Raw genomic sequence first — 14,940 nt, 5'->3', positions numbered from 1 at the left:
AACCTGGACGAGGACACCTGGCACCCCCACGTCTACGACTTCTCCCAGCCCGAGGTCACCGACCAGTGGGGCACCGCCAACCCCATGAACGAACTCGTCGCCAAGGAGTCCTTCAACGACCCCGACCGAGGCGTCTTCGTCGCCCCGCCGGTCTGACCCGCTCCCCGTACGCCGGGGACGCGGCGTCGGCGTCCACGCCCTGACTCCCGCCGCCACGTCCCCGGCCCCGCTATCCCCCTTCCTCACCCCCCACGGCTCCCGCATCAACGACGATCGAAGGAACCGCCCCGATGACCCCTCGTACGACCCCGCTGTCCCGTCGCGGCCTGCTGGCCGGCGGCGCGGCCGCCACCGCGCTCGCCGTCACCCCGCAGGCCGCCGCCGCGCCCCACGCCGAACCGCGGGACAAGTCCCGGCCGAGAAGGGGCACGGTGGTGCACCTGCTGGGCACGGCGGGCGGCCCCCCGCCGTACGGCGAGCGGATGGGCATCGCCTCCGCCGTGACCGTCGGCACCGACACCTACCTGGTGGACTGCGGCCGGGGCGCCGTGACCCAGTATCTGCGGGCGGGACTGTCGATGCCGTCGCTCAAGGGAATCTTCCTCACCCACCTGCACGCCGACCACATCGTCGACTACTTCGACTTCCCGCTGCTGTGCGCCGGCGTCATGCCGCCCCAGCCGGGGTTCGGCGGCACGGTGCGGGTGTGGGGTCCTGGACCGAGCGACACGGTCACCTCGGGTCCCGTCACCCCCGGGCAGCCCGCGCCCGGCATCGTCGAGACCACCCGGCGTGCGAACGCCACCTTCGCCGCCTCCACCAACGCCTTCGTCGCCGGGGGCTTCGGCATCGACCCCGTCTCCATGCTCGACGTGACCGAGCTGTCGGCGCGGCCCGGGACGGTGGTGACCGTCCTGGAGACCGCCACCGTGAAGGTGACGGCGACCAGGGTCCCGCACGGCAACATGTCCCCCTCGTACGCGTACCGGTTCGACACCGCGGACGGTTCCGTCGTCTTCTCCGGCGACACCAGCCGCAGTGACGACCTGATCGCGCTGGCCCGCGGCTGCGACCTGCTGGTCCACGAGGCCGTCGACGTCGCGTGGTTCGAGGGGCAGGGCATGCCCGCTCCCCTCGTCGACCACATGCGCGAGGTGCACACCGACGTCGCCGAGGTGGGCGCCATCGCCGCCGCCGCGGGGGCGCGCCAGGTGGTCCTCAGCCACCTCGCGCCGGCCGACCCGGCCCAGTTCTCCGACCGCGAGTGGGGCGCGGCGGCCCGTGCTTCCGCCCGGGCGGCCGGCTACCGGGGCCGCGTCACCGTGGGTCACGACCTCATGCGCATCCCACTCTCCTGATCACACTCCGCTGGAGCCGCACCATGCGTTTCGCCGCATACGAACACCGACACCACCACCGGGTGGCGGTCGTGGAAGAGGACGGCACCCTCTTCCCCCTGCCGGGCGTCACCTCGCTCACCGCACTGATCCAGCGGACCGACGGGCTCCCCGGGTTGCTCGCCGCCGGCGCCGCGGCCCTGGACGTCCCCCCGGGCCCGCATGTCTCCCAGGTCCGGTTGCTGCCTCCGCTGCAGCCCACGTCCGTACGGGACTTCGTGACCTTCGAGGAGCACGTGGAAGGGGTGCGCCGGTCCGTGGAGGGCACCGGCGGCGTCCCCGAGCAGTGGTACGCGGCCCCGACCTTCTACTTCACCAACCCGCACGCGATCTACGGCCCCGGAGACGGCGTCCCCGTACCCCCCGGTTCGGCCGTGCTCGACTTCGAACTCGAAGTGGGCGCCGTGGTCGGCCGTGAGGGCCGGGACCTCACCTCCGAACAGGCCCGCGACCACATCGTCGGCTACACCGTCTTCAACGACTGGTCCGCGCGGGACCTCCAGGGTGCGGAGATGAAGGTGGGCCTTGGCCCGTGCAAGGGCAAGGACACCGCCACCACCCTCGGCCCGTACCTGGTCACCGCGGACGAGTTGGAGCCCTACCGGGACTGCGAAGGATTCCTGCGCCTGGCCCTGACCGCCGAGGTCAACGGCGAGAAGGTCGGCGAGGACCTGCTGTCCCACATGAGCTGGACGTTCGAGGAGATGACCGCCTACGCCTCCCGAGGCACCCGCGTCGTACCGGGTGACGTCCTCGGCTCGGGCACCTGCGGCAACGGCGGCTGCCTCGCCGAACTCTGGGGCCTGCGCGGCGAGCAGACCCCACCCCCGCTGAAGCCCGGCGACACCGTCACCCTCACCGTCGAGGGCATCGGCACCCTCACCAACACCGTCGTCCCCGGCGTCGAGCCCGTCCCGCTGCCCGTCGGCCGGCGCCGCTCCCGGGAGCGGCCATGAGCGACCTGCACCCCAAGAGGCTGCTCGGCAAGGTCGTCGTCGTCACCGGCGCCGCCCGCGGCCAGGGCGCCGCCGAGGCCGAGGCTCTCACCCGGGAGGGCGCCCGGGTCATCGCCACCGACGTCACCGAAGCACCGGGCTGCCGGCGCCTGGACGTCACCCGCGAGCAGGACTGGGCCGCCCTCGCCGCCGAGCTGCGGGAGGCGTACGGGCAGGTGCACGGCCTCGTCAACAACGCCGGCATCACCTGGCGGGCCCGCCTCGGCGACGTACGCCCCGAGGACATGACCCGCGTCCACGCGGTCAACGTCACCGGCCCGCTCCTCGGCATCCAGCACCTTGCCCCGCTCATGCCGCCCGGTTCCTCGGTCGTCAACGTCGGCTCCTCGGCGGCCCTCACCGCGCACTACCCGGTCGCCTACACCACGAGCAAGTGGGCGCTGCGCGGCCTGTCGAAGACCGCCGCCCTGGAGCTGGGCCCGCACGGCATCCGCGTCAACACGATCCACCCCGGCTACATAGAGACGGAGATGACCGCCTCCGCCGCGCCCGCCTTCCGCGAGGCCAACATCCAGGAGACGCCGCTGGGCCGCACCGGCTCCGTCGGCGAGGTGGCGCCGTTGGTCGTGTTCCTGCTGTCCGACGACGCGTCGTTCATCAGCGGCGCGGAGATCCCGGTGGACGGCGGCATGACCGCGCACGGCGGCGTCAAGTCCGTCTCCGACGCCGTGCGGGAGGGAGCGCAGTGAAGCGGCTGGACGGCAAGGTGGCGCTGATCTCCGGGACCGCGCGCGGCCAGGGCCGGGCCGCCGCGCTGCGGTTCGCCGCCGAGGGCGCCCTCGTGGTCGGCGGTGACCTGCTGCACGAGGAAGCCGTCGAGACCCAGCGCCTCATCGCCCGCGAGGGCGGCACCGCCCTCACCCCCGGCCCGCTCGACGTCACCGACGAGCAGTCCGTCCGTGCCTGGGTGGAGGAGGCGGTGGACGCGTTCGGCGGCGTCGACATCGTGTATGCCAACGCGGGCGCCGTGCGGTTCGGCCCGATCGACAGCCAGCCGCACGAGGACTTCGCGTTCACCATGCGGGCCGAGCTGGACTCGGTGTGGCTGACCGTGCGGGCGGCCTGGCCACACCTGGTGCGCAGCCGCGGCTGCGTCCTGACCGTCGGCTCGACCGCGGGACTCACCGGTTCCCTCACCAACCACCGGACGGCCCATTCGGCGTCGAAGGGCGCCGTCATCGCGCTCACCCGCCAACTCGCCGCCGAAGGAGCACCGCACGGCGTCCGGGTGAACTGCGTGAGCCCCGGGATGATCGACACCAAGGGCTTGCACGACAACCTGCTCGCCGACGTCCACCCGATGAGCGACATCTCCGGCCACATCCCGCTCGGGCGGCTGGGCCACCCCGACGACGTCGTCAACGCGGCCGTCTTCCTGGCCTCCGACGAGGCCGCCTACATCACCGGCGCCAACCTCGTCGTGGACGGCGGCTGGTCCACCGTCCTGCCCGGCGCCCCGAACCGAAAGGCAATCCGCACGTGAACAAGGTCCGCGCCGACGCCGCCGAAGCGGTCGCCGACATCCCCGACGGCGCCTCGCTCGCCGTCGGCGGCTTCGGCCTCAGCGGCGTCCCCGAAGTCCTGATCAGCGCCCTGTACGAACGGGGCACGACCGGCCTGAAAGTCGTCTCGAACAACTGCGGCGTCGACGGCCGGGGACTCGGCATCCTGCTCTCCGCGGGCCGCATCACCCGAGTGACCGGCTCCTACGTCGGTGAGAACAAGGAGTTCGCCCGCCAATACCTCGGCGGAGAACTGGAAGTGGAACTGACCCCGCAGGGCACCCTCGCCGAGCGGCTGCGCGCCGGCGGCGCGGGCATCCCCGCCTTCTACACCCCGGCCGGCGTCGGCACCCAGGTCGCGAACGGCGGGCTGCCGTGGCGCTACGCGCCCGACGGCACCGTGGCCGTCGCCTCCCCGCCCAAGGAGACCCGCGACTTCGCCGGCCGCCCGTACGTCCTGGAGCACGGCATCACCACCGACTTCGCCCTCGTACGCGCCTGGCGCGGCGACCACCACGGCAACCTCGTCCTCCGCCGCGCCGCCGCCAACTTCAACCCCCTCGCCGCCATGGCCGGACGCGTCACCGTCGCCGAGGTCGAGGAACTCGTCGAACCGGGCGAACTCCGACCCGCCGAGATCCACGTGCCCGGGATCTACGTCCAGCGGGTCGTGGCGCTCACCGCGGGCCAGGCCGCCGACAAGCCCATAGAGAAGAGGACCGTACGCCCATGAGCTGGACCCGCGAGCAGATGGCCGCCCGCGCCGCCGCCGAACTCACCGACGGCTCCTACGTCAACCTGGGCATCGGCCTGCCCACCCTGATCCCCGGCCACCTCCCGCCCGGCGTCCACGTCGTCCTCCATTCCGAGAACGGCATCCTCGGCACCGGCCCCTACCCCACCGAGGACGAAGTCGACCCCGACCTGATCAACGCCGGCAAGGAAACGGTCACCGTCCTGCCCGGCGCTTCCTTCTTCGACTCGGCGCTCTCCTTCGGCATGATCCGGGGCGGCCACATCGACACCGCCGTTCTCGGCGCCATGCAGGTCTCCGCCCGCGGCGACCTCGCCAACTGGATGATCCCCGGCAAGATGGTCAAGGGAATGGGCGGTGCCATGGACCTCGTCCACGGCGCCCGCCGCGTCATCGTCCTCATGGAACACACCGCCAAGGACGGCACCCCCAAGATCGTCGACGAATGCGCCCTTCCCCTCACCGGCGAGCAGTGCATCCACCGGATCATCACCGATCTCGGCGTCCTCGACGTCACCCCCCACGGCCTCGCCCTGGTCGAGACCGCACCCGGCGTCACCGTCGAGGACATCACCGCCCGCACCGGCACCGCCCTGGAGGTGGACAGCGTCTCCGCCGCGTGCTGACCAGCGGCCGAGAGAGTTTGTCCACGAACCATTGACACGGGGGAAACACCCTCCGAATATAGTCCGTACATCAATGATTGGTGTGCGGACCATCGGAGGCCGGGTCTGACCGCCTCCGCTCCCGATGTCCTCCCGAGCTGACTTTTGGAGGCCAGATGCCCGTCCTCACCTCTCCACTCCACATCGCCGTAGTCGGAGGCGGTATCGGCGGACTGGCCGCCGCGCTGGCGACTGCCCGCGCCGGCCATCGCGTGACGCTCGTGGAGCGGGCCGCCCGCTTCGGCGAGATCGGGGCCGGCCTGCAGCTCGCCCCGAACGCCTCCCTCGCCCTCGACGAACTCGGCGTACTGCCGGCCGTCCGGGCATCCGCGGTAGCCCCGCCCCGGCTGGTCATGATGGATGCCCTGACCAGTGACGAGGTCACCTCCCTCGATCTGCGCAGCGCCGCCTACACCGACCGTTTCGCGCACCCGTACCTGGTCACCCACCGCACCGACCTGCACGCCGCACTGCTGACCGCCTGTCAGGAGCACCCCGCCGTCACGCTGCGCACGGGACACACCGTCGCCGAGGCAGACCAGGACGGATCCGGGGTACACCTGCACTTCGCGGAGGGACACGCCCCGCTGACCGCCGACGCGGTCGTCGCCGCGGACGGACTGCACTCCCGGCTGCGCCAGGTACTGGTCGGTGACGGGGAACCGGTCTGCTCGCGCTACGTCGCCTTCCGCGGCGCCCTGCCCACCGGGAAGATGACCGGCCGGATGTCCCAGCACGCCGCCTCGGAAGCGGTGATGGTGTGGGCCGGGCCGCGCATGCACCTGGTGCAGTACCCCGTACGTCGCGGCGAGCTGTACAACCAGGTCGCCGTGTTCGAGAGCGACCACTACACGCCGGATTCCGACGACTGGGGCACCGAGGCCGAGCTGGAGGAGCGCTTCGCCGACGCCTGCGAGGCCGTGCGCGACGCGCTGCCGCTCGTCTCCCGCGACCGTCGCTGGCCGCTCTACGACCGCGCCCCGATCAGCACCTGGGTGCACGGGCGGATCGCGCTGCTCGGAGACGCCGCCCACCCCATGCTCCAGTACCTCGCGCAGGGCGCCTGCCAGGCGCTGGAGGACGCCGTGGCACTCGGCCAGGCCCTCGGCCAGAGCGCGGACCCCGCCGAAGCCTTCGCCGCGTACGCGGACCGGCGTCGAGAACGGGCGACTCTCATCCAGACCAACGCCCGCCGCTTCGGCGAGATCTGCCACCTCGAAGGCATGGGAGCCACCCTGCGCAACATGCTCCTCTCGTCGCGCGGCCCCGAGGCGTTCGACGACATCTCCTGGGTGTGGACCCCCACCCCCGCACCTGCTCCCGCCCTGTGATCCGGCTCGCGTAGGAGGACACCATGACAACCGACGAACTCGCCTACAAGGCCCTGAAGGGCCTGGGAGCCGCCCCGCTGTGGCGCTTCTACGGCAACCTGTTCCCCGCCCAGCCCAAGAGCCGCGCCGTCCCCTACCGCTGGGACTGGCGCGAACTCCGCCCGCATCTCCTGCACTTCTCCAGGACCCTGTCCCTGGAAGAGGCCGAACGACGGGTCCTCATGCTCGTCAACCCCGGCCTGACCGACCCCCCGGCCACGGTCAACACCCTCTACGCGGGGCTCCAGATCATCCTGCCCGGCGAGACCGCACAGGCACACCGGCACACCTCCAACGCCTTCCGCTTCATCCTCGAAGGCGACGGCGCCTGGACCACCGTCAACGGCGAACGGGTCTTCATGGCCCCCGGCGACCTCCTGCTCACTCCCGGCTGGCACTGGCACGACCACACCCACGAGGGCGACGCGCCGATGATCTGGCTGGACGCACTCGACTACCCCCTGGTCAACGCCTTGGAAGCCGGCTTCTACGAGCAGTACCCTCAGCGGCTCCAGCCCGTGACCAAGCCCGACGACGCCGGCAGCCGCCAGTTCCTGCACGGCCGGCTCACCCCCGCCTGGCTCACCCAGGACGGCCCCAACTCCCCCGTCACCCGGTACACCTGGCAGGAGACAGAGCGCGCCCTGGACGCCATCGCCGACACGGCCGACGGCAGCGACGTCGACGGCGTCGTCCTGGAATACACCAACCCCTGGACCGGGGGACCGGTCATGCCCACCATCGGCTGCCGCGTCCAGCGGCTGCGCCCCGGCTTCGAGGGAGCCGGCCGCCGCCACACGGCGTCGACCATCTTCAACGTCGTCCGCGGCGAGGGCGCCACGATCGTCGACGGCGAGCGGCTGGAATGGTCCGAGCACGACACCTTCGCCGTCCCCGGCTGGGCCTCCTACAGGCACGTCAACACCTCGGCCTCCGCGGACGCCGTCCTCTTCTCCTACAGCGACGAGCCGGTCATGCGCTCCCTCGGCCTCTACCGCACCGAAGACGCCGACCCCGGCGCCTGACCCTCCCACCCGACACCCACAAGGAGGCCAGCATGCGTCTGGCACTGTTCAACAAGGGACGCCTCGGACTCATCGTCGGTGACGACCTCGTCGACGTGACCGACCAGGTCGCCGGAGCCGACACCACCGGCCCCGCCGGTGCGCTCCAGCGGTACGTCGAGGCGGCCGCCGACGGGGAGACGGCCCGTTTCGAAGCAGTCGGCCGGCCCCGCATCCCCCTGGCCGAAGCGGTCCTGGAGGCCCCGCTCCCCCGCCCCGGGAAGATCATCGGCGCACCGGTCAACTACCTCGACCACAAGGCCGAGATGGAGTACACCACCTCGGTGGCCGACCTCGGTGTGTTCCTCAAGGCGAACTCCTCCGTCATCGGCCCGGGCCAGGACGTCCTCCTCCCCTACTCCGACAAGCGCACCGACCAGGAAGGCGAACTGGGCGTCGTCATCGGCCGCACCGCCTCGCACGTGAGCACGGACGAAGCCCTGGACCACGTCTTCGGCTACACCTGCGTCCTGGACATCACCGTCCGCTCCGGCGAGGACCGCTCCACCCGCAAGTCTTTCGACACGTTCACCCCGCTTGGCCCCTGGATCGTGACCGCAGACGAGATCCCGGACCCGGACGCCCTCGACCTGCGCTGCGACGTCGGTGGCACCACCCGGCAGCGCACCAACACGGCGGACCTCATCTTCGGCGTCCGTGAACTGATCGCCTACACCTCCTCCGTCATGACCCTGCACCCGGGCGACGTGATCGCGACCGGCACCCCGGCCGGAGTGGGACCGCTCAGCCACGGAGACCGCGTGGTCCTGGACATCGAGAAGGTCGGTCGCCTGGAGGTCGGTGTCGACGGCTCCCGTGCCCTTCCCTACGACCGGCGCCCCGGCCGCCGCAGCCGCTGACCTCGCGGTCGCCGCCGGGGTGGTGCCGGCACTCGTAGACTCCCCCCACCGGCCGGCACCCGGCCGGCACCACCCCGGCGACAGACGGACGGAAGACTGTGGCGCACGCACTGGAACTGCACAACTACGTCGGACACCTGATCCGGCGCGCGGAACAGGTGCACACCGCCCTGTGGTACCGGCACGTGTCCAGGGAGATCACCTCCCAGCAGTTCGCCGTCCTCAACGCCCTCAGCCGTGACCCCGGCATCGACCAGCGCACCCTGGCGCGCTTCACCTCACTGGACCGTTCGACGGTCAACCACATCGTCCGCCGGCTGACCGAGCAGCACTACGTCAGTCAGGTACGTGACGAGGAGGACCGTCGGCGGACCTTGCTGAGCCTCACCGATCAGGGAACCGAACTGCTCGACTCCCTGATCGGTCCGGCCGAGGCCGTCAACGAGCAGCTGCTCGACGCGCTTCCTGGTGACGAACGCAAGCTGGCCGTCGACGTCCTTCGCAAGATCGCATCGCTGGACGCCGAGGCACTCAGCGACGACCCGTGAGCTCGGTGAAGCGCGGGACGTCCAGGTAGCGAGGAAGGACTCACGCCTTGACCCGTCACGCCCTACGCAGCGCGCCTCCCTCCGCTCCTCCGCAGGAAGCCGGATCCTCGCCCGCCACCGCAACAGGACCCGTCATCGGCCGGGCTCTGCGCATCCTCGGTGCCTTCAGCGCACAGCGTCCTCACCTGTCCCTGAGCGAGCTGGCCCGGCGATCAGGTCTGCCCGTGTCCACCGTGCACCGCATGCTGGGCGACCTGCTCGTGTGGGGCGCTCTGGAACGCGACGCGCAAGGCCGCTACCGCATCGGGCTGCGACTGTGGGAGGTCGCGTCCTTGGCTCCGCGCAGTCAAGGGCTGCGCGAGCGCGCACTGCCCTACCTGGAAGACCTCTCCACCATCGTCCGTGAGAACGTCCAGCTCGCCGTCCGTGACGCAAGCGAGGTGGTCTTCATCGAACGCATCGCGCCGAGCTGTGCCGTGCCCACGCTGACACGAGTCGGAGGACGGCTGAGCATCACCACGACAGCAGCGGGACTGGTGCTGCTCGCCCACGCACCGGCAGCCGTTCAGGAGGAGGCTCTCGCGCGGACGATACCCCGGCACACACCGCTCACGCTCACCGACAGCGGCCGGCTCAGGGCGGTCCTCGCCCAGGCACGCACGTGCGGCTACGCGGTCAGCAACCGGCAACTGTCCACCGACACCCTCTCCGTCGCCGCGCCCGTCACCACCGGCGACGGCGAGGTGACCGCAGCTGTCTCCGTGGTGGTCCGGCACGGGTCCACGTCCGTCGGAGCGCTCGCCGATCTGGTCCGCTCGTGCGGCCGCGCCATTTCGCGAGCTCTTGACACACCTGACCTCTGAAGGACATCGGCCCGCAACACTTGTTTCCCGGCATCCGGGAAACCACCTGGCCGCGCGAGACCGCCGCTCGCACCATGACTGCTCCCACTGCCGAACCCGAGGCTGCCGCCCACGGCGCGCCGACGAGCCGGTTCGGCCATCCCGCAGTCGACAACGGAGTGCTGCCATGGAGAAGTGCCCCCACCGCCCCACCGCCCCGCAGGCCGTCCGGTGACCGCCCGCCTCACGCAGGCCCTGGACGACGGGCCCATGAGCCGTTTCCAGTGGGGTGTGATTGCTATCTGCGTGCTGCTCAACACCCTTGACGGTTTCGACGTGCTGGTCATGTCCTTCACCGGGAAGACGATCTCCGGCGAGTGGCACCTCGACTCCGGTACCCTCGGGCTGCTGCTGAGCAGCGGGCTGGCGGGCATGGCGTTGGGCGCCTTGCTCATCGCTCCCCAGGCCGACCGGATCGGCCGGCGGCCTGTCATCCTGGCGGGCCTGGCCCTCGCAGCCGCGGGCATGCTGCTGTCCTCGGTCAGTCAGAACTGGCAGCAGTTGGGGGCGCTGCGCCTGCTCACCGGTGTCGGCATCGGCGCCGTTCTCGCCTGCAGCAACGTCATCGCCGGTGAGTTCGCGTCCCGCCGCTGGCGCGGTCTGGCCGTCAGCCTCAACTCCACCGGGTACGCCGTGGGCGCGACGATCGGCGGCGTCTCTTCTGTCGCCCTCATCGACCGCTACGGATGGCGCTCGGTGTTCCTGGCCGGCGGACTCGCCACCCTAGTCGTCATTCCTCTCGCCTTCCGTCTCCTGCCGGAATCCCTCGACTTCCTCCTCAACAGGAGACCCGCCAATGCCCTGAGCCGTGTCAACGAGCTCGCCCGCCGCATGGGACAGCCGAACCTGTCCACTCTCCCGGACAAGGAACAGACAACGCTCACCTCCGCAGAAGGGTTCCGCCGCCTCCTGGCGCAAGACCTCCGCCGCCCCACCCTGGTGCTGTGGGGTGCCTTCTTCCTCGTCATGGCCGCCTTCTACTTCGTCACGAGCTGGACGCCAACCCTGCTCGTCCAGGCCGGGATGTCCGCGACACAGAGCCTGACCGGCGGCACGCTGCTCAACCTGGGCGGCGTCTTCGGCACCGCACTCCTGGGCGCACTCGCCGCGCGGTACGCGCTCGGCAGCGTCCTGCGTACCTACCTGTTCGTATCCGCAGCACTCGTCGTGGCCTTCGCGTCGTCCACCGACACACTCGTCCTGGCGTTCTGTATCGGAGCCGTCATCGGAGTCGCGGTCAACGGCTGCATCGCCGGCCTCTACGCCCTGACCCCGAGCGTCTACCCGGCACCACTGCGGGCCACGGGTGTGGGAGCGGCGATCAGTGTCGGCCGCGTGGGTGCCATCATCGCACCCACCACGGCGGGCTGGCTGTTGGACGCGGGCTGGACACCGCTGGCCTTGTACGTCACGACGGGTGCGGTGTTCTGCGCGGCCGGCTTGCTCCTTCTGGCCATGCGAAGGAAACAGCCGACAGTGAAGGCGGCACGTGACACCAGGCCAACACCGTCGTCTGCTTGAGCTCCCTGACCGCCCGCCTAAGGGTTGTCCCGCAATTGATCTTGCGGCTGGTTCGGGTGATGCCGGTGGCCAGTACGAACAGTCGGTCAGCCGGCGAGGTTGAGGTTGTGGAAGCGCGCGATGCCGAGCATCGCGTGGTGGACGCCGTCGCCTTTCAGTCGGCAGTCGCGGAGGATCTTCCAGGTCTTCATGCGGGCGAAGGTGTGCTCGACGCGGGCCCGAACTCGCTTATGGACCTCGTTGTTGGCCTGCTGCCAGTCGGTCAGCTCCTCGCCGGGGCGTCGGCGGTGGGGCATGACCAGGCCGGTGCCCGGATAGCCGCCGTCGGCGATCGTGGTCGTGCGGCCGACGGCGGACTTCGCCCCGGACTCCTCCCATGCCTTGCAGTCGTTGCGGTTGCCCGGCAGCGGGCGGCCGACCACCACGACAAGGCGGGTGTCGGCATCTATGACCACCTGGTGGTTGGTGGAGTACCGGTAGTTCTTCGACTGCTCCGCGGCGCTGTGGTCGCGGGTCGGGACGAGCGTGCCGTCCACGATGAGCACGGCGTCCTTGCGGAACCGCTTGCGTGGCTGCAGGGCCAGCTTCGGGCCGAGGTGAGCGATGACCCGGTCGGCCGCCGACTTCGACACCCCGAACAGCGGGGCCAGCTGCCGCAGCGTCAGGTTGGTCCGCCAGTACGCGGCCACCAGGAGCACCCGGTCTTCCAGCGACAGGCTCCACGACCGTCCCGGCCGGGCTGCGTCGGCGCCCTCCCGCCGCAAGGCGGTGAGCAGCTTGCCGAACGTGCGCGGGCTCAGCCCGCTGAACGGGCCCATCCAGGACGGCTCCGACGCCGTGATCACACCAGCCACACCAAGATCATCTCACCCCTGACCAGGGGGTACGGGACAACCCTTAGCTTCTCGATCGCTTCGCGCATGCCGACGGCGTCGGCGACTTCCCACACCGGGCCGTCGTCGAAGGTCTTCGGCTGGCCGAGGCCGGACGGGCCGTCGTGGCCTCGCTGGACCGAGCACGTCACGGAGATGGCAGTGCCGTACCTGACGGCCTCGTCCAACTAGGAGCGAGCAACGGCAGCACCGCAGAGACGCCGAGTGCACAGGTACGGCACGCAGCCCGCCCCGCGCAATGCCCGCAGGAAGGCTGACCGCCCGCCAGCGATCGCGCCGGCCCACAGACCGCAGACCGTGATCGCACGCCTGATCGATCAGGGCCGGGACACGGCGCCGATCATGCCTTCGGCCCAGCACCAGGCTGGGCGAGGGGCAGAAACACGGTGTCGACGATCTCTTCGAGGGTCGAGTCGGGCAGGGGGCGCAGCACCATCAGGAATTCGGCCCTCAGCAGGTCGAACGGGAGCATCTTCAGCCGCTCGGTGAGGCGGTCGGGATCGATTTCCCCGCGTGCGGCTGCTTGCTGGTAGATCGCCTCCACGGCTTCGAGTCGGCCGCCGAGCATCACATCGCGCAGTTCAACCGGGCTGGCGCCGGTTTCGTGGTAGTAGCCGCCGAGGTGGACGCTGAGCACGGCGACGAGTTCGGTGCGGGTCTCGTTGGCATGGCGCATCAGGGCCAAGACGTCCCCGCGCAGGGAGCCGGTGTCCGGGGTTACGAGCGGGGTGCGGTGCGCGGCGTGGCGGATGGTCGCGTGCAGGAGTTCGTGCCGGTTTGACCAACGCCGGTACAGCACCGGTGGGCTGGTGCCGGCGCGGGCGGCGACCGAGTCCATCGTGAACCCGGCGTAGCCGTTCTCGGTCAGCTCCGCCCACGCCGCGTCCAGCAGTGCCCGTTCCAGCTCGGCGCCCCGACGTCGTCCCGTCACGTCTCCTCCGTCACCAAAGAAAGGCTTGCATACCTTATGGGCCAAGTCTAAGGTCGAGCCTATAAGAAAGAAATCCCTTTCTTATCTGGATGCGCAGTCTGGTTTGGAGGACGTGGCATGGGCTCGAACAACGGTGCGGAGCGCCGTCGGGTGCTGGTGGTGGGGATGGGCATCGCGGGGATGGCCACCGCGCTGCGGTTGCACCAGTCCGGCTGGGACCCGCTGATCGTCGAGAAGGCGCCGTCGCGGCGCACCGGGGGTTACTTCATCGCCGGGTTCGGCACGGGGCTGGCGGCGGCGGAGCGGCTAGGCGTTCTTGACTATCTGCACGACCGCACGCCGTCCCGGCACAACGGGCAGTACTTCGTTGACCGGTCCGGGAAGGCACGCCGGGGCATAGGTGTCTTCGACCTGCCGGTCACGCCGAAGCCCTGGCTGTTGCTGCGCGGTGATGTCGAGCAGGCCCTGTCTGCCGCGCTTCCCGACGACGTCGAGGTGCGGTACTGCACCGTGCCGACCGAGATCGAGCAGGACGCCGGCGGGGTAGAGGTCACGCTGCATGACACGGCGTCCGACACGCGCAGCACCGAGCGGTTCGACCTGGTCGTCGGGGCCGACGGGCTGCGCTCCACGGTCCGCTCGCTGGTGTTCGGCCCGCACGAGCGTTACTTGCATCGGCTCGACAGCATGATCGGGGCGTTCATGCTGCCCCGGTCGCCAGGCGGGCTGGCCCCTGGCGATGGGGCGATGCTGTTCGAGCCGGGCAGGTCGATGATCGTCTTTCCCTTCGCCGATCACCCGCCGACCGCGCTGCTCTCCTGGCGCAGCGACGACGTCGACGCGGAATTCACCGGGCCCCCGGCGGAGCGGATCCGGGCCGTGTTCGGCCCCGAGCCGTTCGGCAGGATGCTCGGCGAGGTGATCGACGCCTTCGAGGAGGCCGATACCGCCATCTTCGACTCCGCAGAGCAAGTACACCTCGACGGCTGGCACCGCGGACGCGTGGTGCTGGTCGGCGACTCCGCCTGGTGCCCGACCCTGTACTCCGGGATGGGTGCCTCGACCGCGCTTGCCGGAGCTGACCTGCTGGGCGCCGTCCTCGACCAGCACCCCGGCAACCTCGAAGGCGCCCTGACCGACTGGGAACGCAAGCTGCGGCCCTACACCGACACCTACCAGCGGGTGGGCCTCAAGGGACGCCAGGTGTTGACCCCACCGACCCGCCTGCACATCGCCCTGCGGCGCACCATGACCACCCTGCAGCGCACCCCCGTGATCGGACCTGCACTGAGCCGCCGCTTCGTCAACAGCCCAGATTTCTGGATGCGCAACACCGATATCACCCGAACGGTACAGCTGGCGGCGAGTACCACGCCGACCTCGCTCACCCCGGCCCCGGCCACCGCAATCAAAGGGACTTAACCTCGCGCTTTCATGAAGCGGGCTGTCCGGCAGGTGGTCAGGAAAGCAGAAAGTGCCTCTGACCAGCAAGAATGAGGATTGTCGAGGTCCTTGTT

The 14,940-nt window shown here is 70.4% G+C and carries 16 protein-coding genes and 1 pseudogene; 14 read left to right on the top strand and 3 right to left on the bottom strand.

The annotated features are described in order from the left end of the window. From ACH4NX_RS38065 to ACH4NX_RS38005, 13 genes and pseudogenes are all read left to right on the top strand, one after another. A pseudogene (locus tag ACH4NX_RS38065) lies at positions 1 to 156 on the top strand (oxidoreductase); the annotation flags it as partial. A gap of 134 nt (positions 157 to 290) precedes the next feature. Further along, positions 291 to 1,358, top strand: coding sequence for an MBL fold metallo-hydrolase (locus ACH4NX_RS38060; protein ID WP_398129772.1), 1,068 nt, complete (start codon positions 291 to 293; stop codon positions 1,356 to 1,358). A 23-nt stretch (positions 1,359 to 1,381) separates the two neighbouring features. Further along, on the top strand, positions 1,382 to 2,353 hold the full coding sequence (locus ACH4NX_RS38055; RefSeq protein ID WP_398129771.1) for a fumarylacetoacetate hydrolase family protein: 972 nt from the start codon (positions 1,382 to 1,384) through the stop codon (positions 2,351 to 2,353). Further along, positions 2,350 to 3,102 (top strand): SDR family NAD(P)-dependent oxidoreductase, encoded by a 753-nt coding sequence (locus ACH4NX_RS38050; RefSeq protein ID WP_398129770.1) that lies wholly within the window; start codon positions 2,350 to 2,352, stop codon positions 3,100 to 3,102. Before ACH4NX_RS38055 ends, ACH4NX_RS38050 begins: the two co-directional genes overlap by 4 nt. Beyond that, on the top strand, positions 3,099 to 3,896 hold the full coding sequence (locus ACH4NX_RS38045; RefSeq protein WP_398129769.1) for an SDR family NAD(P)-dependent oxidoreductase: 798 nt from the start codon (positions 3,099 to 3,101) through the stop codon (positions 3,894 to 3,896). Before ACH4NX_RS38050 ends, ACH4NX_RS38045 begins: the two co-directional genes overlap by 4 nt. Then, the gene (locus ACH4NX_RS38040) at positions 3,893 to 4,648 is read left to right on the top strand and encodes a CoA transferase subunit A (RefSeq protein ID WP_351400092.1); all 756 of its coding nucleotides are present in this window, start codon (positions 3,893 to 3,895) and stop codon (positions 4,646 to 4,648) included. The genes ACH4NX_RS38045 and ACH4NX_RS38040 overlap by 4 nt, the downstream gene beginning before the upstream one ends. Beyond that, complete coding sequence (locus ACH4NX_RS38035) at positions 4,645 to 5,295, top strand: CoA transferase subunit B (protein WP_351400093.1); 651 nt, start codon at positions 4,645 to 4,647, stop codon at positions 5,293 to 5,295. The genes ACH4NX_RS38040 and ACH4NX_RS38035 overlap by 4 nt, the downstream gene beginning before the upstream one ends. Positions 5,296 to 5,450: 155 nt before the next feature. Then, positions 5,451 to 6,665, top strand: a complete 1,215-nt coding sequence (locus ACH4NX_RS38030; RefSeq protein ID WP_398129768.1) for an FAD-dependent monooxygenase — start codon at positions 5,451 to 5,453, stop codon at positions 6,663 to 6,665. A gap of 23 nt (positions 6,666 to 6,688) precedes the next feature. Beyond that, positions 6,689 to 7,729 (top strand): cupin domain-containing protein, encoded by a 1,041-nt coding sequence (locus ACH4NX_RS38025; RefSeq protein WP_351400096.1) that lies wholly within the window; start codon positions 6,689 to 6,691, stop codon positions 7,727 to 7,729. Positions 7,730 to 7,761: 32 nt separating this feature from the next. Next, the gene (locus tag ACH4NX_RS38020; protein WP_398129767.1) at positions 7,762 to 8,628 is read left to right on the top strand and encodes a fumarylacetoacetate hydrolase family protein; all 867 of its coding nucleotides are present in this window, start codon (positions 7,762 to 7,764) and stop codon (positions 8,626 to 8,628) included. A 98-nt stretch (positions 8,629 to 8,726) separates the two neighbouring features. After that, the gene (locus ACH4NX_RS38015; protein ID WP_351400098.1) at positions 8,727 to 9,176 is read left to right on the top strand and encodes a MarR family transcriptional regulator; all 450 of its coding nucleotides are present in this window, start codon (positions 8,727 to 8,729) and stop codon (positions 9,174 to 9,176) included. Between the two features lie 47 nt (positions 9,177 to 9,223). Beyond that, a complete protein-coding gene (locus tag ACH4NX_RS38010) occupies positions 9,224 to 10,039 on the top strand; it encodes an IclR family transcriptional regulator (protein WP_398129766.1) in 816 nt (271 codons plus the stop codon). Positions 10,040 to 10,213: 174 nt separating this feature from the next. Next, positions 10,214 to 11,599, top strand: coding sequence for an MFS transporter (locus ACH4NX_RS38005; RefSeq protein ID WP_351400101.1), 1,386 nt, complete (start codon positions 10,214 to 10,216; stop codon positions 11,597 to 11,599). An 86-nt stretch (positions 11,600 to 11,685) separates the two neighbouring features. On the opposite strand, the gene ACH4NX_RS38000 is transcribed toward ACH4NX_RS38005, so the two are convergent. The 3 genes from ACH4NX_RS38000 to ACH4NX_RS37990 all read right to left on the bottom strand — a co-directional run bounded on the left by ACH4NX_RS38000 (position 11,686) and on the right by ACH4NX_RS37990 (position 13,423). After that, the gene (locus tag ACH4NX_RS38000) at positions 11,686 to 12,453 is read right to left on the bottom strand and encodes a transposase (RefSeq protein WP_398129765.1); all 768 of its coding nucleotides are present in this window, start codon (positions 12,451 to 12,453) and stop codon (positions 11,686 to 11,688) included. After that, positions 12,441 to 12,659, bottom strand: a complete 219-nt coding sequence (locus ACH4NX_RS37995) for a hypothetical protein (protein ID WP_351400103.1) — start codon at positions 12,657 to 12,659, stop codon at positions 12,441 to 12,443. The genes ACH4NX_RS38000 and ACH4NX_RS37995 overlap by 13 nt, the downstream gene beginning before the upstream one ends. Before the next feature lie 173 nt (positions 12,660 to 12,832). After that, a complete protein-coding gene (locus tag ACH4NX_RS37990) occupies positions 12,833 to 13,423 on the bottom strand; it encodes a TetR/AcrR family transcriptional regulator (protein ID WP_398129764.1) in 591 nt (196 codons plus the stop codon). A gap of 117 nt (positions 13,424 to 13,540) precedes the next feature. Here ACH4NX_RS37990 and ACH4NX_RS37985 point away from each other — a divergent pair, with 117 nt between their 5' ends. Further along, entirely contained in the window at positions 13,541 to 14,845 is a 1,305-nt protein-coding gene (locus ACH4NX_RS37985; protein ID WP_398129763.1) for an FAD-dependent monooxygenase, read from the top strand. The last annotated feature ends 95 nt before the right edge of the window (positions 14,846 to 14,940 follow it).

It is taken from the genome of Streptomyces sp. NPDC017225, from assembly GCF_044331465.1.
GTDB lineage: Bacteria > Actinomycetota > Actinomycetes > Streptomycetales > Streptomycetaceae > Streptomyces.
This window is presented reverse-complemented; position numbering and strand designations above follow the sequence as displayed.